The 18,308-nt window shown below is 67.4% G+C and carries 12 protein-coding genes and 3 rRNA genes; 12 read left to right on the top strand and 3 right to left on the bottom strand.

The window, feature by feature from the left end; translation table 11 throughout:
* Positions 1 to 287: 287 nt before the first annotated feature.
* On the bottom strand, positions 288 to 2,507 hold the full coding sequence (locus OG440_RS15905; RefSeq protein WP_406007480.1) for a serine/threonine-protein kinase: 2,220 nt from the start codon (positions 2,505 to 2,507) through the stop codon (positions 288 to 290).
* Positions 2,508 to 2,688: 181 nt separating this feature from the next.
* Here OG440_RS15905 and OG440_RS15900 point away from each other — a divergent pair, with 181 nt between their 5' ends.
* The 6 genes from OG440_RS15900 (at position 2,689) to proC (ending at position 8,069) form a co-directional block, all read left to right on the top strand.
* Entirely contained in the window at positions 2,689 to 3,012 is a 324-nt protein-coding gene (locus OG440_RS15900; RefSeq protein ID WP_406007479.1) for an SH3 domain-containing protein, read from the top strand.
* Between the two features lie 285 nt (positions 3,013 to 3,297).
* On the top strand, positions 3,298 to 3,894 hold the full coding sequence (locus OG440_RS15895; protein WP_406007478.1) for an EamA/RhaT family transporter: 597 nt from the start codon (positions 3,298 to 3,300) through the stop codon (positions 3,892 to 3,894).
* Between the two features lie 131 nt (positions 3,895 to 4,025).
* On the top strand, positions 4,026 to 4,802 hold the full coding sequence (locus OG440_RS15890) for a class I SAM-dependent methyltransferase (RefSeq protein ID WP_406007477.1): 777 nt from the start codon (positions 4,026 to 4,028) through the stop codon (positions 4,800 to 4,802).
* Positions 4,803 to 5,354: 552 nt separating this feature from the next.
* Positions 5,355 to 6,221, top strand: coding sequence for an ABC transporter ATP-binding protein (locus OG440_RS15885; protein WP_406007476.1), 867 nt, complete (start codon positions 5,355 to 5,357; stop codon positions 6,219 to 6,221).
* A complete protein-coding gene (locus tag OG440_RS15880; RefSeq protein ID WP_406007475.1) occupies positions 6,218 to 7,039 on the top strand; it encodes an ABC transporter permease in 822 nt (273 codons plus the stop codon). Before OG440_RS15885 ends, OG440_RS15880 begins: the two co-directional genes overlap by 4 nt.
* 217 nt (positions 7,040 to 7,256) lie before the next feature.
* Positions 7,257 to 8,069 (top strand): pyrroline-5-carboxylate reductase, encoded by an 813-nt coding sequence (gene proC / locus OG440_RS15875; protein WP_406007474.1) that lies wholly within the window; start codon positions 7,257 to 7,259, stop codon positions 8,067 to 8,069.
* A 29-nt stretch (positions 8,070 to 8,098) separates the two neighbouring features.
* Here proC and OG440_RS15870 read toward each other — a convergent pair whose 3' ends face one another.
* Positions 8,099 to 8,686, bottom strand: a complete 588-nt coding sequence (locus OG440_RS15870) for a cysteine hydrolase family protein (RefSeq protein WP_406007473.1) — start codon at positions 8,684 to 8,686, stop codon at positions 8,099 to 8,101.
* A gap of 74 nt (positions 8,687 to 8,760) precedes the next feature.
* Here OG440_RS15870 and OG440_RS15865 point away from each other — a divergent pair, with 74 nt between their 5' ends.
* On the top strand, positions 8,761 to 9,768 hold the full coding sequence (locus OG440_RS15865; protein WP_406007472.1) for a GlxA family transcriptional regulator: 1,008 nt from the start codon (positions 8,761 to 8,763) through the stop codon (positions 9,766 to 9,768).
* Here the strand turns inward: OG440_RS15865 and trpS are convergent.
* Complete coding sequence (trpS, locus tag OG440_RS15860; RefSeq protein ID WP_406007471.1) at positions 9,696 to 10,733, bottom strand: tryptophan--tRNA ligase; 1,038 nt, start codon at positions 10,731 to 10,733, stop codon at positions 9,696 to 9,698. The genes OG440_RS15865 and trpS overlap by 73 nt on opposite strands.
* 853 nt (positions 10,734 to 11,586) lie before the next feature.
* On the opposite strand from trpS, the gene OG440_RS15855 reads away from it, so the two are divergent.
* From OG440_RS15855 to OG440_RS15835, 5 genes are all read left to right on the top strand, one after another.
* Positions 11,587 to 13,112, top strand: a 16S ribosomal RNA gene (locus OG440_RS15855).
* 315 nt (positions 13,113 to 13,427) lie between these two features.
* Positions 13,428 to 16,550: ribosomal RNA gene (locus OG440_RS15850) — 23S ribosomal RNA — on the top strand.
* A 91-nt stretch (positions 16,551 to 16,641) separates the two neighbouring features.
* Positions 16,642 to 16,758, top strand: a 5S ribosomal RNA gene (rrf, locus tag OG440_RS15845).
* Together the 16S, 23S and 5S rRNA genes form the textbook arrangement of a ribosomal RNA operon.
* Before the next feature lie 72 nt (positions 16,759 to 16,830).
* On the top strand, positions 16,831 to 17,475 hold the full coding sequence (locus tag OG440_RS15840) for an HAD family hydrolase (RefSeq protein ID WP_406007470.1): 645 nt from the start codon (positions 16,831 to 16,833) through the stop codon (positions 17,473 to 17,475).
* Positions 17,476 to 17,567: 92 nt separating this feature from the next.
* Positions 17,568 to 18,278 (top strand): VC0807 family protein, encoded by a 711-nt coding sequence (locus OG440_RS15835; RefSeq protein WP_406007469.1) that lies wholly within the window; start codon positions 17,568 to 17,570, stop codon positions 18,276 to 18,278.
* The last annotated feature ends 30 nt before the right edge of the window (positions 18,279 to 18,308 follow it).

Raw genomic sequence — 18,308 nt, 5'->3', positions numbered from 1 at the left:
GGCGGTCACCCCCGGCCCGGACGCCACCGCGTCACCACCGGGCAGTCAAGACATGCGCTGATGTGAGGGCCGTCTCCGCCGTACGGAGGCGGCCCTCGGCGCGTCACACCGCCCGGCCGTGCCCTCCCGCGGCCCTCGGCGCGGCGCACGAGCCTGCCCGCGCCCTCCCGCATCCGCCCGTTCGCAGCGGCCGCCCGTGGTCACAGCCCCGCAGCCGTCGGGGAGCCGGCACGCCGGGCCCGTAGTCGCCCTTTCGCAGCCACCGGCCCGCACGCACCTGGCCGCGCTCACCAGTCCGCCGGGTCCCGTCCGTCCACCGCGAAGACGGTTCCGTCGGGGGCGCCGGCGTAGACGTGGCCGTCGACCGCCCAGGGCGCGGGCAGGGTGGCCACCACCTCGTCCGAGTTGGCGCCGAGCCGCAGCCCGGTCTGCCCGACGAGCCCGCCCTTCTCGGCGTCCACGGCGAGGAGCCGTCCGTCGGCCGCGCTGAAGTACACGTAATCGCCGTCGGCGGCCGGCACCGAACCCCGGCTCACCGACGTCTGGAGGGACCACACCTGCTTGCCCAGGACGGTGTCGACGGCCACGAGCGACCCGTCGAAGGCGAGGAGGTAGACCCGGTCGCCCTGCACGGCGGCCTGCGCCTCTTGGAGCGCCACGCCCAACTTCACCCGCAGCGACACCTTGTCCTGCGGGTAGTAGCGGACCACGGCGTCGACCGTGCCGTAGCCGCCGCCCTCGGACAGCAGGACGAAGCTGCCGTCCGCGGTGCCCACGAGACGCAGCGTTCCGTCCAGCCGCTCGTCCCGGCGCACCTTCCCGGTCGCGGGATCCACGGCAGTGATCCGGGTGTGTCCGTCCTCCGACGTGCTCGACACATAGGCCAGCGGATCCTTCGGGAACGTCATGAAGTACGGCTCGTCCACCTCCGGGATCCGCCGGCTCCACAACGGCTTCCCCGTAGCGGCGTCCAACCCGGTCACCGTGTCGTCGGCGGCGGTCAGCAACACGGTGCCGCCCACCGTCCGGACACCCGGGTAGTCCGCCAGGTCGCGCTGCCAGCGCGTCGCGCCCGACGCCGGGTCGAGCGCCTCCAGCCGTTTGCCCGAGTGTGTGATCACCTGGGCCAGCCCGCCCGCGAGCACCGGGGCCTGGCTCGGCCCGTCGCCGTCGGTGAGAACGTGCCGCCACAGCACCCGGCCGTCGGACGCGTCCAGCGCCGATACCAGCCCCGACTGGACGCAGAGCAGTCGCTTCGCGTCGAACGTGCACTGGGGCATGCCGCCCGTGCCCGTACCGGTGCCCGCGCCGGTGCTGCCCTTCGCCGGCCGCGTGCTCCAGGGGGTGAAGGCCGGTGACGCGGACTGCGAGCCGTCCGCGTCGGTCCGCGCGTCCCCGCTCGGCTCGTCCTGGCCCGGCATCTGCGTGACGAGGCCGGCGCCGCCCGCGAGGACGACGACCAGCGCGCCCACCGCGAGGGCCACCCGCCGACGCCGACTGCGCGGCCGCCCCTGCGCCCGGCCCGACGCCCGCGCCGGCTCATCGGACCCCTCCGACTTCTCTGCTCCCTCCGCCCCCTTCGAGCCCTTCCGCCCCTCCGACCGCTTCGATCCTTCCGGCGCGGGCTCGGCCTCCTCCAGCACCCGCTGCGACGGTACGAACACCTGGGTGTCGTACGAGGCCGCGACCGACCGCAGTTCCCGCATCAACTCGTCCGGCGTGGGGCGGTCCTCGGGCTCCTTCGCCAGACAACGCACCACCAGCGGCGCGAGGTTCCCCGGCACGCCGGTCAGATCCGGCTCGTCGTGCACGACCTGGTAGGCGACGACGTACGGGCTGTCGGAGTCGAACGGTCCGCGTCCCGTCGCCGCGTGCACCATCACCGACCCGAGCGCGAAGATGTCGGCGGCCGGCCCGACCTCCCGCGGCCGCCGGAACTGCTCCGGTGCCATGAACGGCGGCGTGCCGATCAACTTGCCCGTCTCGGTGCGCAGTTCGCTGTCCTTCGGGCGGGAGATGCCGAAGTCGATGACCTTCGGCCCGTCCTCGGCCAGCAGGACGTTGCTCGGTTTCAGATCCCGGTGCACGACCCCGACCCGGTGGATGTCGCGCAGCGCCTCCGCGAGTCCGGCCATCAGCCGCCGCAACTCGCCCGAACTCATGGGCCCGTTCCGCTTCACCTCTTCGGCGATCGTCGGGCCGGGAATGAACAGGGTGGCCATCCAGGGCCGTTCGGCCTCCGGATCGGCGTCGACGACGGGTGCGGTGAACGCCCCGCTCACCCGTCGAGCCGCGGCCACCTCCTGCCGGAAACGGCCTCTGAACTCGGGATCCCGGGCGAACTGGGCATGGACGACCTTCACCGCGACCTTCATCCCGGAGGTGCTCCTGGCCAGGTGCACCACGCCCATGCCACCGGAGCCCAGACGCTCCTCCAGGCGGTAGTGGCCGGCGTACTCCGGAAGTTCCGCTTCCGCGCCCGCCCCGGTGTTGCGCTGTGGCGCCATGGACCACCCCCGTGCTGTTCAACCGCGCGCGCGACGCACGGAGCCTAGTCGATGACTCGTACGGGACAGAGGCGGCTTGCTAGCCTCCGTGTGCGAATCCTGTACATGTGTTTCATTGCGTGTTTGAGGGGAATCAACGTGACCCCATGGCAGTCATGGGGTTCGACGGGGGAGGTTTTTCATGTCTGTTGACCGCGTGGAAGAGGTCGCGAGCGGCGAGTCGGCGGAGGCCGTGGCCCTGGCCGCGGCGGCGTCACTCACCTACTACCCGGTCGCCCCGGGCGTCCGGCTGAACGTCCGCAGCGGCCCCGGTACGAGCTACCCGGTCGTCAAGGTCCTGGCCGAGGGCACCAGGGTCCCGATCTTCTGCCAGACCCCGGGCACCTCGGTGACCGGCCCGTACGGCACGACGAACATCTGGGACAACATCGCCGACGGCCAGTACGTCTCGGACGCGTACGTGCGGACGGGCAGCGACGGCTACGTCGCCGCCCACTGCGCCTGACCCGACACGCCGACACACCGGCACCCGCCCGGATCCGGACCTGGACCCGACCCGGTGTCCGGGCCCCGGCTGCCGACCCGGACCGGAAACCGGCGTCACCCCGAGGCACACCCTCGGACGACCCGGATCCGACCCCTGACCGAGACGCACCCCGGGCCCGGCCCCCGGTCGGCCCCGGGCCCGGCCCCGAGGGCGGCCTTCGACCGGTCTCGGACCGGCCCGGAACGAACCACCAAGGGGCAACCCGCCCGGGAGCCCGCCTCCACCCGGAGCCATAATCGTCCCGTGAGCGACGAAAACGGCACCCCGGACACTTCGGCCGGCTCCCGGGACACCTCGACCGGCGCGGCGGACGCCCTCACCGGCACTCCCGCCGGCACCTCCGCCGGTCGGCCGGGAAGCCCCGCCGGCGCCGGTCCCCGCCCGGAGCCCCTCCGCTTCTTCGGCACCACCTGGGTGGACCACGACCCCGGCCGCCAGGGCTACGCGGCCCGCCGCGTCGCCGCGGCCGTCGGTTCCCTGGCCGCGGTCACCGTCTCCTGCCTCGTCCTCCGCTTCGCCTACGAGGGGATCGCGATCGCCGACCTGGGCGGATTCGTGACGCTCCTGATCGTCGTCATGTTCGCGGTCTGCACCGCACTCGCCTTCCGTCACACCTGGGAAGGCTTCACCAAGCGCCCCGACCCCGACCGCCAGGCATCCCTGCGCGGTCTGCTGGCCGTCGGCTTCGTGGGCTCGCTGCTCGCCTATTTCTTCCGCACCTTCACCGAGGCACCCGGCGAGAGGCTCCACCGCCAGGAGTACGACACGGCTCGCGACCGGTACGCCCGCCGCTCCACCCGCCGTACGGGCAACCCGTCGAAGAAGCGCCGCCGCGGCTGACCTGCCTTCCCGGACCTGGTGTGGCCAGGGGGAGCCGGCGTGACGCGGACCCGTGTCATCGCCGCGACAGAACCGGCCAGGCGCCCCCAGAACCCGTTCCCCTTCTCGCCCCCTCCGGCCACCATGGCCCCATGACGGCCTCCTCCCACACCCCCTCCCACACGACCCGAGCCCACTCCTTCAACTCCGCCGCGGCCCAGTACGCCGCCGCCCGCCCCTCCTACCCGACCGCCCTCCTCGACACGATCGAGGAGCTCGCAGGGCGTCCCCTCGCCGGCGCACGGGTCGCCGACGTCGGGGCCGGCACCGGTATGGCGACCGCCCTCCTGGACGCCCGCGGCACCGACGTCGTCGCCGTCGAACCCGGTGACGGCATGGCCGCACAGTTCCGCCGCGCCCTCCCCGGCGTGCCGATCGTCCGGGGCGACGGCAACCACCTCCCGCTGGCCACCGCCTCCCTCGACTTCCTCACCTACGCCCAGTCCTGGCACTGGACCGACCCGGCCCGCTCGGTCCCGGAGGCCCTGCGCGTCCTGCGTCCGGGCGGCGCGCTGGCGCTGTGGTGGAACACCGACGCCCTCGACGTGCCCTGGCTCGCGGACGCGGCCCGCCGCATCGACCGGTCCTTCGGGGAGAGCATCCCCGCGAACATCAAGAACGTGAACGCCCGCGTCGCCGATCCCACCGGCCGCCTCGGACTGACCCGGCGAGTGGTCCGCTGGAGCCGCCGCGTGCCCGTCGACACGCACCTGGCCAACATCGGCAGCCATTCGCTGTTCCTGGTCCACGGAGAGGAGGCGAGCACCGCGTTCCTGGCCGAGGAGCGCGACCACCTGATGCGGGCCTTCCCCGAGGGACTCGTCGAAGAGGTCTACGACGTCATCCTGCTGCTCGCGACCAGAACCTGACCGCAAGCGGCGGCCCACCCCTCCGGGCCCCCGCCCAGACGCGATCCACCTGCCACACCTTGCCCGACGTCGGCCGCCCCGCGCCGTCCGCACCCCGACGCCGGCTGCACCGCGACCCGACGCGTGCCGCCCCACGCGGGCCGCCCCGCGCCCCACGCCGGCCGCCCCGCGCCGGCCGCCCCGCGCCGGCCGCCCCGCCCGACGCCGGCCCACCCCGCGGCCGTGCGCCGGCGCGCATCGCGCCAACCGCGCGCCCAGCAGTTCGGGCAACCGCAGTACGTCGCACATGCCGTGCCACCCGTGCTCCTAGTGCCACTCGTCGCCGAGCCCGGCCCCTCCGTGGCGGTCCGGCCCCCCATCTCTTCAACGCCCATGGCTGATCTGCCACACCCGCCACCGACGCCACGCACGCCATGCCATTCCGCCCGCTACCGACGCCACGCCACGCCATTCCGCCCGCCACCCACGTCACCTCCACGCACCGACACGCCCTCCCTTCAACGCGCCGACGCCACTTGACGCCCCGACGCACCCGGGAGCATTATTCATCGCATGATGAATTTTAGGCCGGAGTCCGACCCACCCGGCGAGGGCACGACCCCGCCGGCGCCCGCCGAGGCCTTCGAGCCCGCCGTACGGGCCGAGAACCTGACCGTCGTCCGAGGCCCCCGCACCGTCCTGCGCACCCTCGACTTCACCGTCCCGCGCGGCCAGATCACCGGCCTGCTGGGCCCCTCCGGCTGCGGCAAATCGACCCTCATGCGCTCGATCGTCGGCACGCAGGACAAGGTCACCGGCACCCTCGACGTCCTCGGCCGGCCCGCGGGCCACCCCGCCCTCCGCACCCGCATCGGCTACGTCACCCAGGCCCCCTCCGTCTACGACGACCTGACGATCCGGCAGAACCTCGACTACTTCGCCGCGATCCTCGACCCAGGCCGATCGGCAGCGGACCGTCGGCACGAGAACGTCACCCGGGCCATCGCCGACGTGGACCTCACCAGCCACGCGGACGCCCTCGCCGGCAACCTCTCCGGGGGCCAGCGCAACCGCGTCTCGCTGGCCGTGGCCCTGCTGGGCACCCCGGAACTCCTGGTCCTCGACGAACCGACCGTCGGCCTGGACCCCGTCCTGCGCCGCGACCTGTGGAACCTCTTCCACGACATCGCCGCCGGCCGGGGGGCGACCCTGCTCATCTCCTCCCACGTCATGGACGAGGCCGAGCGCTGTCACCGCCTCCTCCTCATGCGCGAGGGCGAGATCCTCGCCGACGCCACCCCCGAGGCCCTGCGCACCCGCACCGGCGCCGACACGGTCGAGTCGGCCTTCCTGCACCTGGTGGACGCGGCGACAGAGGCGGCCGCGGGCACGAACGGGTCCCGCACGAAGGAGACCCGCACGAAGGAGACAACCCGATGACCTCGTCCTCGACCTCGACCCCGACGACGCCCGAGCCGACCACCACCCCGGCGTCGCCCCCCGGTGCCACCACCAGCGCCCTGAGCCTCTCCCGCACCACCGCCACCGCGGCCAGGGTCCTGCGCCAGCTGCGCCACGACCCCCGCACCATCGCGCTGCTGATCCTCATCCCCTGCGTGATGCTGTTCCTGCTCCGCTACGTCTTCGACGGCAGCCCGCGCACGTTCGACAACATCGGCGCGTCCCTCCTGGGCATCTTCCCGCTGATCACGATGTTCCTGGTCACCTCCATCGCGACCCTGCGCGAACGCACCTCGGGCACCCTCGAACGTCTCCTCGCCATGCCCCTCGGCAAAGGCGACCTGATCGCCGGCTACGCCCTCGCCTTCGGCATCCTCGCGATCATCCAGTCGGCCCTCGCCACCGGCCTGGCGGTGTGGTTCCTGGACCTGGACGTCACGGGCAGCCCCTGGCTCCTCCTCCTGGTGGCTCTCCTCGACGCGCTTCTCGGCACGGCCCTCGGCCTCTTCGTCTCCGCCTTCGCGGCCTCGGAGTTCCAGGCGGTCCAGTTCATGCCGGCGGTGATCTTCCCCCAGCTCCTCCTCTGCGGCCTCTTCGCCCCCCGCGACACCATGCACCCCGCCATGGAAGCCGTCTCCGACGTCCTCCCCATGTCCTACGCGGTCGACGGCATGAACGAGGTCCTCACCCACACCGACATGACGGCCACCTTCGTACGGGACGTCCTCATCGTCGGCGGCTGCGCCCTCCTGGTCCTCTGCCTGGGCGCGGCCACCCTCCGCCGCCGCACACCCTGACCCTCCAGCCCGTCCGACGCTCGAGACGAGGCGGTCCAGGCCGAAAGGGGGATCGGCAGCGCAGTCCCCGGGAACGGGACGGGAAGGGGGGCGGCGGGGGCGGCGGGGGCGAGAAATCCAGTCCGCCCACCGGACACCCGGCCCGACCCCCCACCCCCGGTGCGAGGATGACCCCGGACGACGGACGACGCACCACACCTCCGGAGGACCCCGCACCATGCCCCAGAAAGTCGCAGTCCTCGGCACCGGCAAGATCGGTGAAGCCCTCCTCAGCGGCATGATCCGAGGCGGCTGGCCGACCGCCGACCTCCTCGTCACCGCCCGCCGCCCGGAACGAGCCGAAGAACTCCGCACCCGCCACGGAGTCACCCCGGTCACCAACGCCGAGGCCGCCAAGACCGCGGACACCCTGATCCTCACGGTCAAACCGCAGGACATGGGCACCCTCCTCGACGAGCTGGCCCCGCACGTCCCCGCCGACCGTCTGATCATCAGCGGAGCCGCCGGCATCACCACCGCCTCCATCGAGGAGCGCCTCGCCGCCGGCACTCCGGTCGTCCGCGTCATGACGAACACCCCCGCCCTCGTCGACGAGGCCATGTCCGTCATCTCCGCCGGCACCCACGCCACCGCCGACCACCTCGCCCACACCGAGGAGATCTTCGGCGCCGTCGGCAAGACCCTCCGCGTCCCCGAGTCCCAGCAGGACGCCTGCACCGCCCTCTCCGGCTCCGGCCCGGCGTACTTCTTCTACCTGGTCGAAGCCATGACGGACGCCGGCATCCTGCTCGGCCTGCCCCGCGACAAGGCCCACGACCTCATCGTCCAGTCCGCGATCGGCGCCGCGACGATGCTCCGCGACAGCGGCGAACACCCGGTCAAGCTCCGCGAGAACGTCACGTCCCCCGCCGGCACGACCATCAACGCCATCCGCGAACTCGAGAATCACGGCGTACGGGCCGCCCTCATCGCCGCGCTCGAGGCCGCCCGCGACCGCAGCCGCGAACTGGCCACGGGCAAGAAGGACTGACACTCGCCACGGGAGAGCGGTGGGGACGGTCACCGGCCGGCCGCCCCCACGATCTCCTTGGTGGTCACCACCCGCGCGAACCCGCCCCCGTGCAGGGACACCGCCGACGCCTGCGCGATCTCGTCCGCACTCCGCCGCCAGCCGAACGGCCCCTCCAGGTCGAACGTGTACGTCGCGTCGTAGGCGAACAGCACGTCGTACCCGAGATTGCCGCCCATGCGCGCCGTCGTCTCGGCGCACATGTTGGTCTGGATCCCGGCCACCACGATCTGTGGGATCCCCGCCGCGGTCAGCCAGGCGCCCAGATCCGGCGTCCCGAGGAACGCCGAGTTCACCGTCTTGGTGAGGAACAGCTCGGCCCCGGCGCCCTTCCCCCGCCGCTCCTCCACGTACTCCTTGAAGCCGTTCCCCTCGTACCCCGGCCGCAACGGCGACCCCGGCTTCACCGAGTCGTGCCGCACGAACACGACCGGCCGCCCCGTCTCCTGCCATACGTCGATGAGCGCGGCGATGTTGTCGTCCGCCCCGGGATTGTTCCGCGCCCCCCAGAAGTCCAGCTCCTCGAAGCCCTTCTGCACATCGACGACCACCAGCGCTGCGTTCTCCGCGATATCCATGCCCCGATCCTCCCGCCGGAGCCGCCCGCGCCCCAGTCGGTCAGAAGACAGCGATCGATGGTTTACTGCCAGACGTGGACCCTGCGTACCGCGTCGCCCTCGTCGCCTTCCCCGGCATCCGCGCCTTCGACGTCTCCGTCATCACCGAGGTCTGGGGCACCGATCGAACCGACCGCGGCGCCCCCGCCTTCGACCTGCGCCGCGTCGCCACCGACGGCGCGTCCGTCCCGATGCGCGGCGGCCTGGCCCTGGCCCCCGACCGCACCCTCGCCTGGCTCTCCCGAGCCGACCTGATCCTGGTCCCCGGCCTGGACGACCACCTCACCCCCGCACCCGCGCCCGTCCTGGACGCCCTGCGTCGCGCCCACGCCCGCGGCAGCACCCTCGCGGCCCTCTGCGGCGGCGCCTTCACCCTCGCCCAGGCGGGGCTCCTCGACGGCCGCCGGGCGATCACCCACTGGAACCTCATCGACCTCCTGCGCACCCACCACCCCCGCGTCACCGTCGTCCCCGACGCCCTCTTCATCGAGGACGACAACATCTGGACCGCCGCCGGCACGGCAGCCGGCATCGACCTCTGCCTTCACCTGGTCCGCCGCTCCCACGGCGCCGAAGCGGCCGCCACCATCGCCCGCTCGATGGTCACCGCCCCCTTCCGCACCGGCACCCAGGCCCAGTTCATCGAACACCCCACCCCTCACACCCACCGGGACGCCGACACCCTGGCCGCCGTACGCGAACACGCCCTGCGCCACCTGCACGAACCACTCTCCGTCGCCGCCCTGGCGGCACGGGCCGGCATGTCCCCCCGCAGCTTCGCCCGCCACTTCGCCGCCGAGACCGGCGCCACCCCCCTGCGCTGGCTCCTCGACCAGCGCATCGCCGCGGCCCAGAAACTCCTCGAGCGCACCGACCTCCCCATGCCGGAGGTGGCCCGGCGCGCCGGCTTCGGCAGCGAGGTCACGATGCGCCAGCACTTCGCAGCGCGCCTCGCCACCAGCCCACGCGCCTACCGCGCCGCGTTCAGCACCCGGTCGGCGACCGGCTCCGCCGCGGGCGGAAGCAATCCGATCGCGCGATAGGCGCCGTCCACGACCGGCCGTGCCCTCGCCCGAGCCCTGGCCGCCCCGTTCCGCAGCACCTCCTCCACCTGGACGGGATCCGCGCACAGTTCCCGGTGCCTTGCCCGCAACGGCCGCAGGACCTCGACCACCGCGTCGGCCGTGTCCTTCTTCAACGCCCCGTACGACGCGTAGGCGCCGGCCAAGGCCTGCGGCTCCCCGCCCGTACACGCGGCGAGGATCTCCAGCAGATTGGCGAGCCCCGGCCGCTCCTCCCGGTCGTACACGACCTCCCGCCCACTGTCGGTGACAGCCCGCATGACCTTCTTGCGCACCACCTCGGGCTCGTCCAGCAGATGGACGATGCCCGGCCCGAAGTCGTCGCTCTTGCCCATCTTCGACGTCGGTTCCTGGAGGTTCATCACCCGCGCGGCCACCGCGGGATGCGTAGCCCTCGGCACGACGAACGTGTGCCCGTAGCGCTGGTTGAACCGCACCGCCAGATCGCGCGTCAGCTCGACATGCTGAGCCTGGTCGTCACCCACCGGCACTTCGTCGGCCCCGTAGGCGAGGATGTCCGCCGCCATGAGCACGGGATAGGTGAGCAACGACAGCCGCACCCCGCCCCCGCGCTCCCGCTCACGCCCGGACTTCTCCTTGTACTGGACCATCCGCCGCATCTCGCCGTCCGTGGCCACGCACTCCAGCAGATACGACAACCGCGCGTGCTCGTCCACATGACTCTGTACGAACACGGTGCACAGCTGTGGATCCAGTCCCGCCGCGAGCAGCAGAGTCGCCGTCTGCCGACTCAGCCGGCGCACCCGCGCCGGATCGTGGTCCACGGTCAGCGCGTGCAGATCGACGACACAGAACAGCGAGTCCGCCCGGTGCTGGTCGACCTCGGCCCACCGCCGCAGAGCTCCCAGGTAGTTCCCCAGCGTCAGATGCCCGGTCGGCTTGACCCCGCTGAAGACCCGCTTCATCTCTCCACCTCCTGGTCGAGACCGCCGCCCCGGCCGGCCGGCCCTGTGACCCTGGAGGGAGAAACGAGAACGGCCGCCGAAGCGGCGGCCGTTGAGTGCATACGTCAGCACGGCCGCCGTCAGGCGGCCCACCACAGCTGGGTGCTGCACGTACGCGTAGTCATGGCCGTCAGGCTACGCCTCCGGGGCGCCTGCCGGGCATGAGTTGACACACCCCGACCCCATACGTAATGTTCTCCGAGTTGTTCGACGTGAGCGCCGACCCCGGTCGGTCCCCGAACAGCCATTCCGCAGGTACCAACCACTTCTCGACCGCAGTCGATTCGTCTGCCGTCTTGTCGTCGGCATGTGTATTCGCGAAATGAGGAATCCGCGTTCGAAAGGGCGCAGGGCCCCGATTGGCTTCGGGGGCCGGGAATCCGCTAATGTCTCACTCGTCGGAACGGCCCAACAGCCGGGAAGACAAACCCCCTCTGACTGGGAATCAGGCCCGAAAAGATCTGATAGAGTCGGAACCGCCGGAAAGGGAAACGCGAAAGCGGGAACCTGGAAAGCACCGAGGAAATCGGGTCGAGAAAAGATCTGATAGAGTCGGAAACGCAAGACCGAAGGGAAGCGCCCGGAGGAAAGCCTGAGAGAGTATCTCGGGTGAGTACAAAGGAAGCGTCCGTTCCTTGAGAACTCAACAGCGTGCCAAAAATCAACGCCAGATATGTTGATACCCCGTCCCCGGCAGTGATAGCCGAGGATGAGGTTCCTTTGAAACAAAACACAGCGAGGACGCTGTGAACGGCCGGGCTTATTCCGCCTGGCTGTTCCGCTCTCGTGGTGTCGTCCCGATTACGGGAAAACATTCACGGAGAGTTTGATCCTGGCTCAGGACGAACGCTGGCGGCGTGCTTAACACATGCAAGTCGAACGATGAACCATTTCGGTGGGGATTAGTGGCGAACGGGTGAGTAACACGTGGGCAATCTGCCCTTCACTCTGGGACAAGCCCTGGAAACGGGGTCTAATACCGGATAACACTTCCACTCGCATGGGTGGAGGTTAAAAGCTCCGGCGGTGAAGGATGAGCCCGCGGCCTATCAGCTTGTTGGTGAGGTAATGGCTCACCAAGGCGACGACGGGTAGCCGGCCTGAGAGGGCGACCGGCCACACTGGGACTGAGACACGGCCCAGACTCCTACGGGAGGCAGCAGTGGGGAATATTGCACAATGGGCGAAAGCCTGATGCAGCGACGCCGCGTGAGGGATGACGGCCTTCGGGTTGTAAACCTCTTTCAGCAGGGAAGAAGCGAAAGTGACGGTACCTGCAGAAGAAGCGCCGGCTAACTACGTGCCAGCAGCCGCGGTAATACGTAGGGCGCAAGCGTTGTCCGGAATTATTGGGCGTAAAGAGCTCGTAGGCGGTCTGTCACGTCGGATGTGAAAGCCCGGGGCTTAACCCCGGGTCTGCATTCGATACGGGCAGACTAGAGTGTGGTAGGGGAGATCGGAATTCCTGGTGTAGCGGTGAAATGCGCAGATATCAGGAGGAACACCGGTGGCGAAGGCGGATCTCTGGGCCATTACTGACGCTGAGGAGCGAAAGCGTGGGGAGCGAACAGGATTAGATACCCTGGTAGTCCACGCCGTAAACGGTGGGAACTAGGTGTTGGCGACATTCCACGTCGTCGGTGCCGCAGCTAACGCATTAAGTTCCCCGCCTGGGGAGTACGGCCGCAAGGCTAAAACTCAAAGGAATTGACGGGGGCCCGCACAAGCAGCGGAGCATGTGGCTTAATTCGACGCAACGCGAAGAACCTTACCAAGGCTTGACATACACCGGAAACGGCCAGAGATGGTCGCCCCCTTGTGGTCGGTGTACAGGTGGTGCATGGCTGTCGTCAGCTCGTGTCGTGAGATGTTGGGTTAAGTCCCGCAACGAGCGCAACCCTTGTTCTGTGTTGCCAGCATGCCCTTCGGGGTGATGGGGACTCACAGGAGACTGCCGGGGTCAACTCGGAGGAAGGTGGGGACGACGTCAAGTCATCATGCCCCTTATGTCTTGGGCTGCACACGTGCTACAATGGCCGGTACAAAGAGCTGCGAAACCGTGAGGTGGAGCGAATCTCAAAAAGCCGGTCTCAGTTCGGATTGGGGTCTGCAACTCGACCCCATGAAGTCGGAGTTGCTAGTAATCGCAGATCAGCATTGCTGCGGTGAATACGTTCCCGGGCCTTGTACACACCGCCCGTCACGTCACGAAAGTCGGTAACACCCGAAGCCGGTGGCCCAACCCCTTGTGGGAGGGAGCTGTCGAAGGTGGGACTGGCGATTGGGACGAAGTCGTAACAAGGTAGCCGTACCGGAAGGTGCGGCTGGATCACCTCCTTTCTAAGGAGCACTTCTCACCGATCCCTTCGGGGTGAGGTCAGAGGCCAGTACATCGGCGTACGTCCGATGCTGGTTGCTCATGGGTGGAACGTTGATTATTCGGCCGGATTCTGGGTCGGAGGCTTGCAAGTACAGCTCGTGAGAGCGTGGAAAGCATGATCTTCGGGCGGGAGCCGGCCGGGCACGCTGTTGGGTATCTGAGGGTATGGCCGTATGGCTGCCTTCAGTGCCGGCCCCAGTGAACTCGCCGAGTGTGGCGGGGTGATGGGTGGCTGGTCGTTGTTTGAGAACTGCACAGTGGACGCGAGCATCTGTGGCCAAGTTTTTAAGGGCGCACGGTGGATGCCTTGGCACCAGGAACCGATGAAGGACGTGGGAGGCCACGATAGTCCCCGGGGAGTCGTCAACCAGGCTTTGATCCGGGGGTTTCCGAATGGGGAAACCCGGCAGTCGTCATGGGCTGTCACCCGCTGCTGAACACATAGGCAGTGTGGAGGGAACGCGGGGAAGTGAAACATCTCAGTACCCGCAGGAAGAGAAAACAACCGTGATTCCGGGAGTAGTGGCGAGCGAAACCGGATGAGGCCAAACCGTATACGTGTGAGACCCGGCAGGGGTTGCGTGTGCGGGGTTGTGGGATCTCTCTTTCACAGTCTGCCGGCTGTGAGACGAGTCAGAAACCGTTGATGTAGGCGAAGGACATGCGAAAGGTCCGGCGTAGAGGGTAAGACCCCCGTAGTCGAAACATCAACGGCTCGTTTGAGAGACACCCAAGTAGCACGGGGCCCGAGAAATCCCGTGTGAATCTGGCGGGACCACCCGCTAAGCCTAAATATTCCCTGGTGACCGATAGCGGATAGTACCGTGAGGGAATGGTGAAAAGTACCGCGGGAGCGGAGTGAAATAGTACCTGAAACCGTGTGCCTACAAGCCGTGGGAGCGTCGGACGGAGAGCTTGCTCTTCGTCTCGTGACTGCGTGCCTTTTGAAGAATGAGCCTGCGAGTTTGCGGTGTGTTGCGAGGTTAACCCGAGTGGGGCAGCCGTAGCGAAAGCGAGTCCGAATAGGGCGTTTCAGTAGCACGCTCAAGACCCGAAGCGGAGTGATCTAGCCATGGGCAGGTTGAAGCGGAGGTAAGACTTCGTGGAGGACCGAACCCACCAGGGTTGAAAACCTGGGGGATGACCTGTGGTTAGGGGTGAAAGGCCAATCAAACTCCGTGATAGCTGGTTCTCCCCGAAATGCATTTAGGTGCAGCGTCGTGTGTTTCTTGCCGGAGGTAGAGCACTGGATAGGCGATGGGCCCTACCGGGTTACTGACCTTAGCCAAACTCCGAATGCCGGTAAGTGAGAGCGCGGCAGTGAGACTGTGGGGGATAAGCTCCATGGTCGAGAGGGAAACAGCCCAGAGCATCGACTAAGGCCCCTAAGCGTACGCTAAGTGGGAAAGGATGTGGAGTCGCACAGACAACCAGGAGGTTGGCTTAGAAGCAGCCACCCTTGAAAGAGTGCGTAATAGCTCACTGGTCTAGTGATTCCGCGCCGACAATGTAGCGGGGCTCAAGCGTACCGCCGAAGTCGTGTCATTCATACAATAGGGCCAACGCCTGTATGGATGGGTAGGGGAGCGTCGTGTGCCGGGTGAAGCAGCCGCGGAAGCGAGTTGTGGACGGTTCACGAGTGAGAATGCAGGCATGAGTAGCGATACACACGTGAGAAACGTGTGCGCCGATTGACTAAGGGTTCCTGGGTCAAGCTGATCTGCCCAGGGTAAGTCGGGACCTAAGGCGAGGCCGACAGGCGTAGTCGATGGATAACCGGTTGATATTCCGGTACCCGCTGTGAAGCGTCAAACATCGAACCAGGCGATGCTAAGTCCGTGAAGCCGTTCCGGACCCTTCGGGGAAAGGAAAGTGGTGGAGCCGACGAACCAGACTTGCAGTAGGTGAGTGATGGGGTGACGCAGGAAGGTAGTCCATCCCGGGCGGTGGTTGTCCCGGGGTAAGGGTGTAGGACGAACGGTAGGCAAATCCGCCGTTCACATAGTCTGAGACCTGATGCCGAGCCGATTGTGGCGAAGTGGATGATCCTATGCTGTCGAGAAAAGCCTCTAGCGAGTTTCATGGCGGCCCGTACCCTAAACCGACTCAGGTGGTCAGGTAGAGAATACCGAGGCGTTCGGGTGAACTATGGTTAAGGAACTCGGCAAAATGCCCCCGTAACTTCGGGAGAAGGGGGGCCATCACTGGTGAGAGGACTTGCTCCTCGAGCTGGGGGTGGCCGCAGAGACCAGCGAGAAGCGACTGTTTACTAAAAACACAGGTCCGTGCGAAGCCGTAAGGCGATGTATACGGACTGACGCCTGCCCGGTGCTGGAACGTTAAGGGGACCGGTTAGTCTAGTTTCGACTAGGCGAAGCTGAGAACTTAAGCGCCAGTAAACGGCGGTGGTAACTATAACCATCCTAAGGTAGCGAAATTCCTTGTCGGGTAAGTTCCGACCTGCACGAATGGCGTAACGACTTCTCGACTGTCTCAACCATAGGCCCGGTGAAATTGCACTACGAGTAAAGATGCTCGTTTCGCGCAGCAGGACGGAAAGACCCCGGGACCTTTACTACAGTTTGATATTGGTGTTCGGTTCGGCTTGTGTAGGATAGGTGGGAGACTTTGAAGCGGCCACGCCAGTGGTTGTGGAGTCGTCGTTGAAATACCACTCTGGTCGTGCTGGATGTCTAACCTGGGTCCGTGATCCGGATCAGGGACAGTGTCTGATGGGTAGTTTAACTGGGGCGGTTGCCTCCTAAAGAGTAACGGAGGCGCCCAAAGGTTCCCTCAGCCTGGTTGGCAATCAGGTGTTGAGTGTAAGTGCACAAGGGAGCTTGACTGTGAGACCGACGGGTCGAGCAGGGACGAAAGTCGGGACTAGTGATCCGGCGGTGGCTTGTGGAAGCGCCGTCGCTCAACGGATAAAAGGTACCCCGGGGATAACAGGCTGATCTTCCCCAAGAGTCCATATCGACGGGATGGTTTGGCACCTCGATGTCGGCTCGTCGCATCCTGGGGCTGGAGTCGGTCCCAAGGGTTGGGCTGTTCGCCCATTAAAGCGGTACGCGAGCTGGGTTTAGAACGTCGTGAGACAGTTCGGTCCCTATCCGCTGCGCGCGCAGGAATATTGAGAAGGGCTGTCCCTAGTACGAGAGGACCGGGACGGACGAACCTCTGGTGTGCCAGTTGTTCTGCCAAGGGCATGGCTGGTTGGCTACGTTCGGGAGGGATAACCGCTGAAAGCATCTAAGCGGGAAGCCTGCTTCGAGATGAGTATTCCCACCCCCTTGAGGGGTTAAGGCTCCCAGTAGACGACTGGGTTGATAGGCCGGATGTGGAAGCCCAGTAATGGGTGAAGCTGACTGGTACTAATAGGCCGAGGGCTTGTCCTCAGTTGCTCGCGTCCACTGTGTTGGTTCTGAAACCACGAACAGCCCCATGCCATGGTCACGGTGTGGTGCGGCTGCATGTGTTTCACAGTGTTTCGGTGGTCATAGCGTGAGGGAAACGCCCGGTTACATTCCGAACCCGGAAGCTAAGCCTTACAGCGCCGATGGTACTGCAGGGGGGACCCTGTGGGAGAGTAGGACACCGCCGAACAAATATTACGGGAGACCCCCGCACCTCACGGTGCGGGGGTTTTCTGCGTTGTGGCTCGTTTAGGGTCTGGTCATGCGCTACGACCTGGTTATTTTCGACAACGACGGTGTTCTCGTGGACAGTGAGCCGATTTCCAATCGGCTGCTGGCCGCCTATCTGACCGAGCTCGGGCATCCCACCTCGTACGAGGACTCCATCCGTGACTACATGGGGTCCGCGATGCACCGCATCCACGACCTGGTCCAGGAGCGCACCGGGCAGCGGCTGCCGGCCGATTTCGACGACACGTTCCACCGTCGGGTGTTCGCGGCCTTCGAGCGGGAGCTGGAGCCGGTGGCCGGCGCCGTGGACGTCCTGGAGAAGCTGGCCGCGGACGGGGTGCCGTACTGCGTGGCGTCGTCCGGAAGCCATGAGCGGATCCGGGTGGGGCATCGGAAGACCGGGCTGGACCGGTGGTTCGAGGATGCGCGGATCTTCAGCTCGCAGGATGTCGGCAAGGGGAAGCCGGCGCCGGATCTCTTCCTCCACGCGGCTCGGCGGATGGGGGTGGCGCCGGAGCGGTGTGTCGTCGTCGAGGACAGTCCGCTGGGGGTGCGGGCGGCCGTGGCGGCCGGGATGGAGGTGTACGGGTTCACCGCGATGACGCCGGCCGCGAAGCTCGCGGGGGCCACTCGACTCTTCTCCGATCTGGGGCAGTTGCCTGACCTGCTGATCTGACGGACGAGCCGGTGTCGGGCTGACATTTGTCATGCGTAGCTCCGGACGATCGTTTCTACTGGGGGACCCCTCCCGGCGGCGAAGCTATGGGCATGACGACGAACCAGCACAAGAAGCAGAACGCCTTCCTCCCGCTCCTCGTGGACGTGGCGGTGCCGCTCGGGTCGTACTACCTCTTCAAGAGCGCGTTCGGGATGAGCACCTTCGCCGCGCTCGCCTGGAGCAGCGTGGTCCCGGCCGTGCGGACCATGTGGAGCGCGGTCAGCAGGCGGACGGTCAACGGGCTGGCGGGGCTCATCCTCGTCGTCAACGTCGTCGGACTGGTGCTCAGCCTGGTCTCCGGTGACCCTCGGCTGATGCTGGCCAAGGACAGCGGGGTCAGCAGCACCATCGGGATCGGGATCCTGGTCTCCGTGGCGCTGGGGAGGCCGATGATGACCGCCGCGGTCAAGCCGTTCCTGGTGAAGGGCGACGCGGTCAAGGAGGCGGCCTGGGCGCGGCTGGAGAGCGGCGTGTCGGTGGCGTCGGCGGACTTCCGCAAGCGGGAGCGGGCCTTCTCGATCGTCTGGGGCGTGGTGCTGCTGGTCGAGTGCGTCGTGCGGGTCGTGGGGGCGTACACCGTGCCGGTGGACACCATGGTGTGGCTCGGTTCCGTGGTCATGGTCGTGGCGATGGCGATCGGATTCGTGCTCGGTGGGGCGCTCGGTGCCGGGCCGATGGCGGCGATGGTCGCCTTCGAGAAGCGGGCCGCGGAGACCGTCGAGGACGAGGCCGAGATGCCCGAGGTCGTCCTCGCCCGGTGAAGTCCGGCAAAGCTGAGGAGAACTCATCTT

It is taken from the genome of Streptomyces sp. NBC_00637, from assembly GCF_045161545.1.
Classification (GTDB): Bacteria; Actinomycetota; Actinomycetes; order Streptomycetales; family Streptomycetaceae; genus Streptomyces.
Note: the sequence above shows the minus strand (reverse complement) of the source record. Positions and strands in the feature narration are given on the sequence as shown.

Coding starts and splice junctions, on each gene's coding strand:
- OG440_RS15840 (WP_406007470.1), top strand. CDS start 16,831: ATGCGCTACGACCTGGTTATTTTCGACAACGACGGTGTTCTCGTGGAC.
- proC (WP_406007474.1), top strand. CDS start 7,257: ATGCCCCAGAAAGTCGCAGTCCTCGGCACCGGCAAGATCGGTGAAGCC.
- OG440_RS15880 (WP_406007475.1), top strand. CDS start 6,218: ATGACCTCGTCCTCGACCTCGACCCCGACGACGCCCGAGCCGACCACC.
- OG440_RS15900 (WP_406007479.1), top strand. CDS start 2,689: ATGTCTGTTGACCGCGTGGAAGAGGTCGCGAGCGGCGAGTCGGCGGAG.
- OG440_RS15890 (WP_406007477.1), top strand. CDS start 4,026: ATGACGGCCTCCTCCCACACCCCCTCCCACACGACCCGAGCCCACTCC.
- OG440_RS15885 (WP_406007476.1), top strand. CDS start 5,355: ATGATGAATTTTAGGCCGGAGTCCGACCCACCCGGCGAGGGCACGACC.
- trpS (WP_406007471.1), bottom strand. CDS start 10,733: ATGAAGCGGGTCTTCAGCGGGGTCAAGCCGACCGGGCATCTGACGCTG.
- OG440_RS15905 (WP_406007480.1), bottom strand. CDS start 2,507: ATGGCGCCACAGCGCAACACCGGGGCGGGCGCGGAAGCGGAACTTCCG.
- OG440_RS15835 (WP_406007469.1), top strand. CDS start 17,568: ATGACGACGAACCAGCACAAGAAGCAGAACGCCTTCCTCCCGCTCCTC.
- OG440_RS15870 (WP_406007473.1), bottom strand. CDS start 8,686: ATGGATATCGCGGAGAACGCAGCGCTGGTGGTCGTCGATGTGCAGAAG.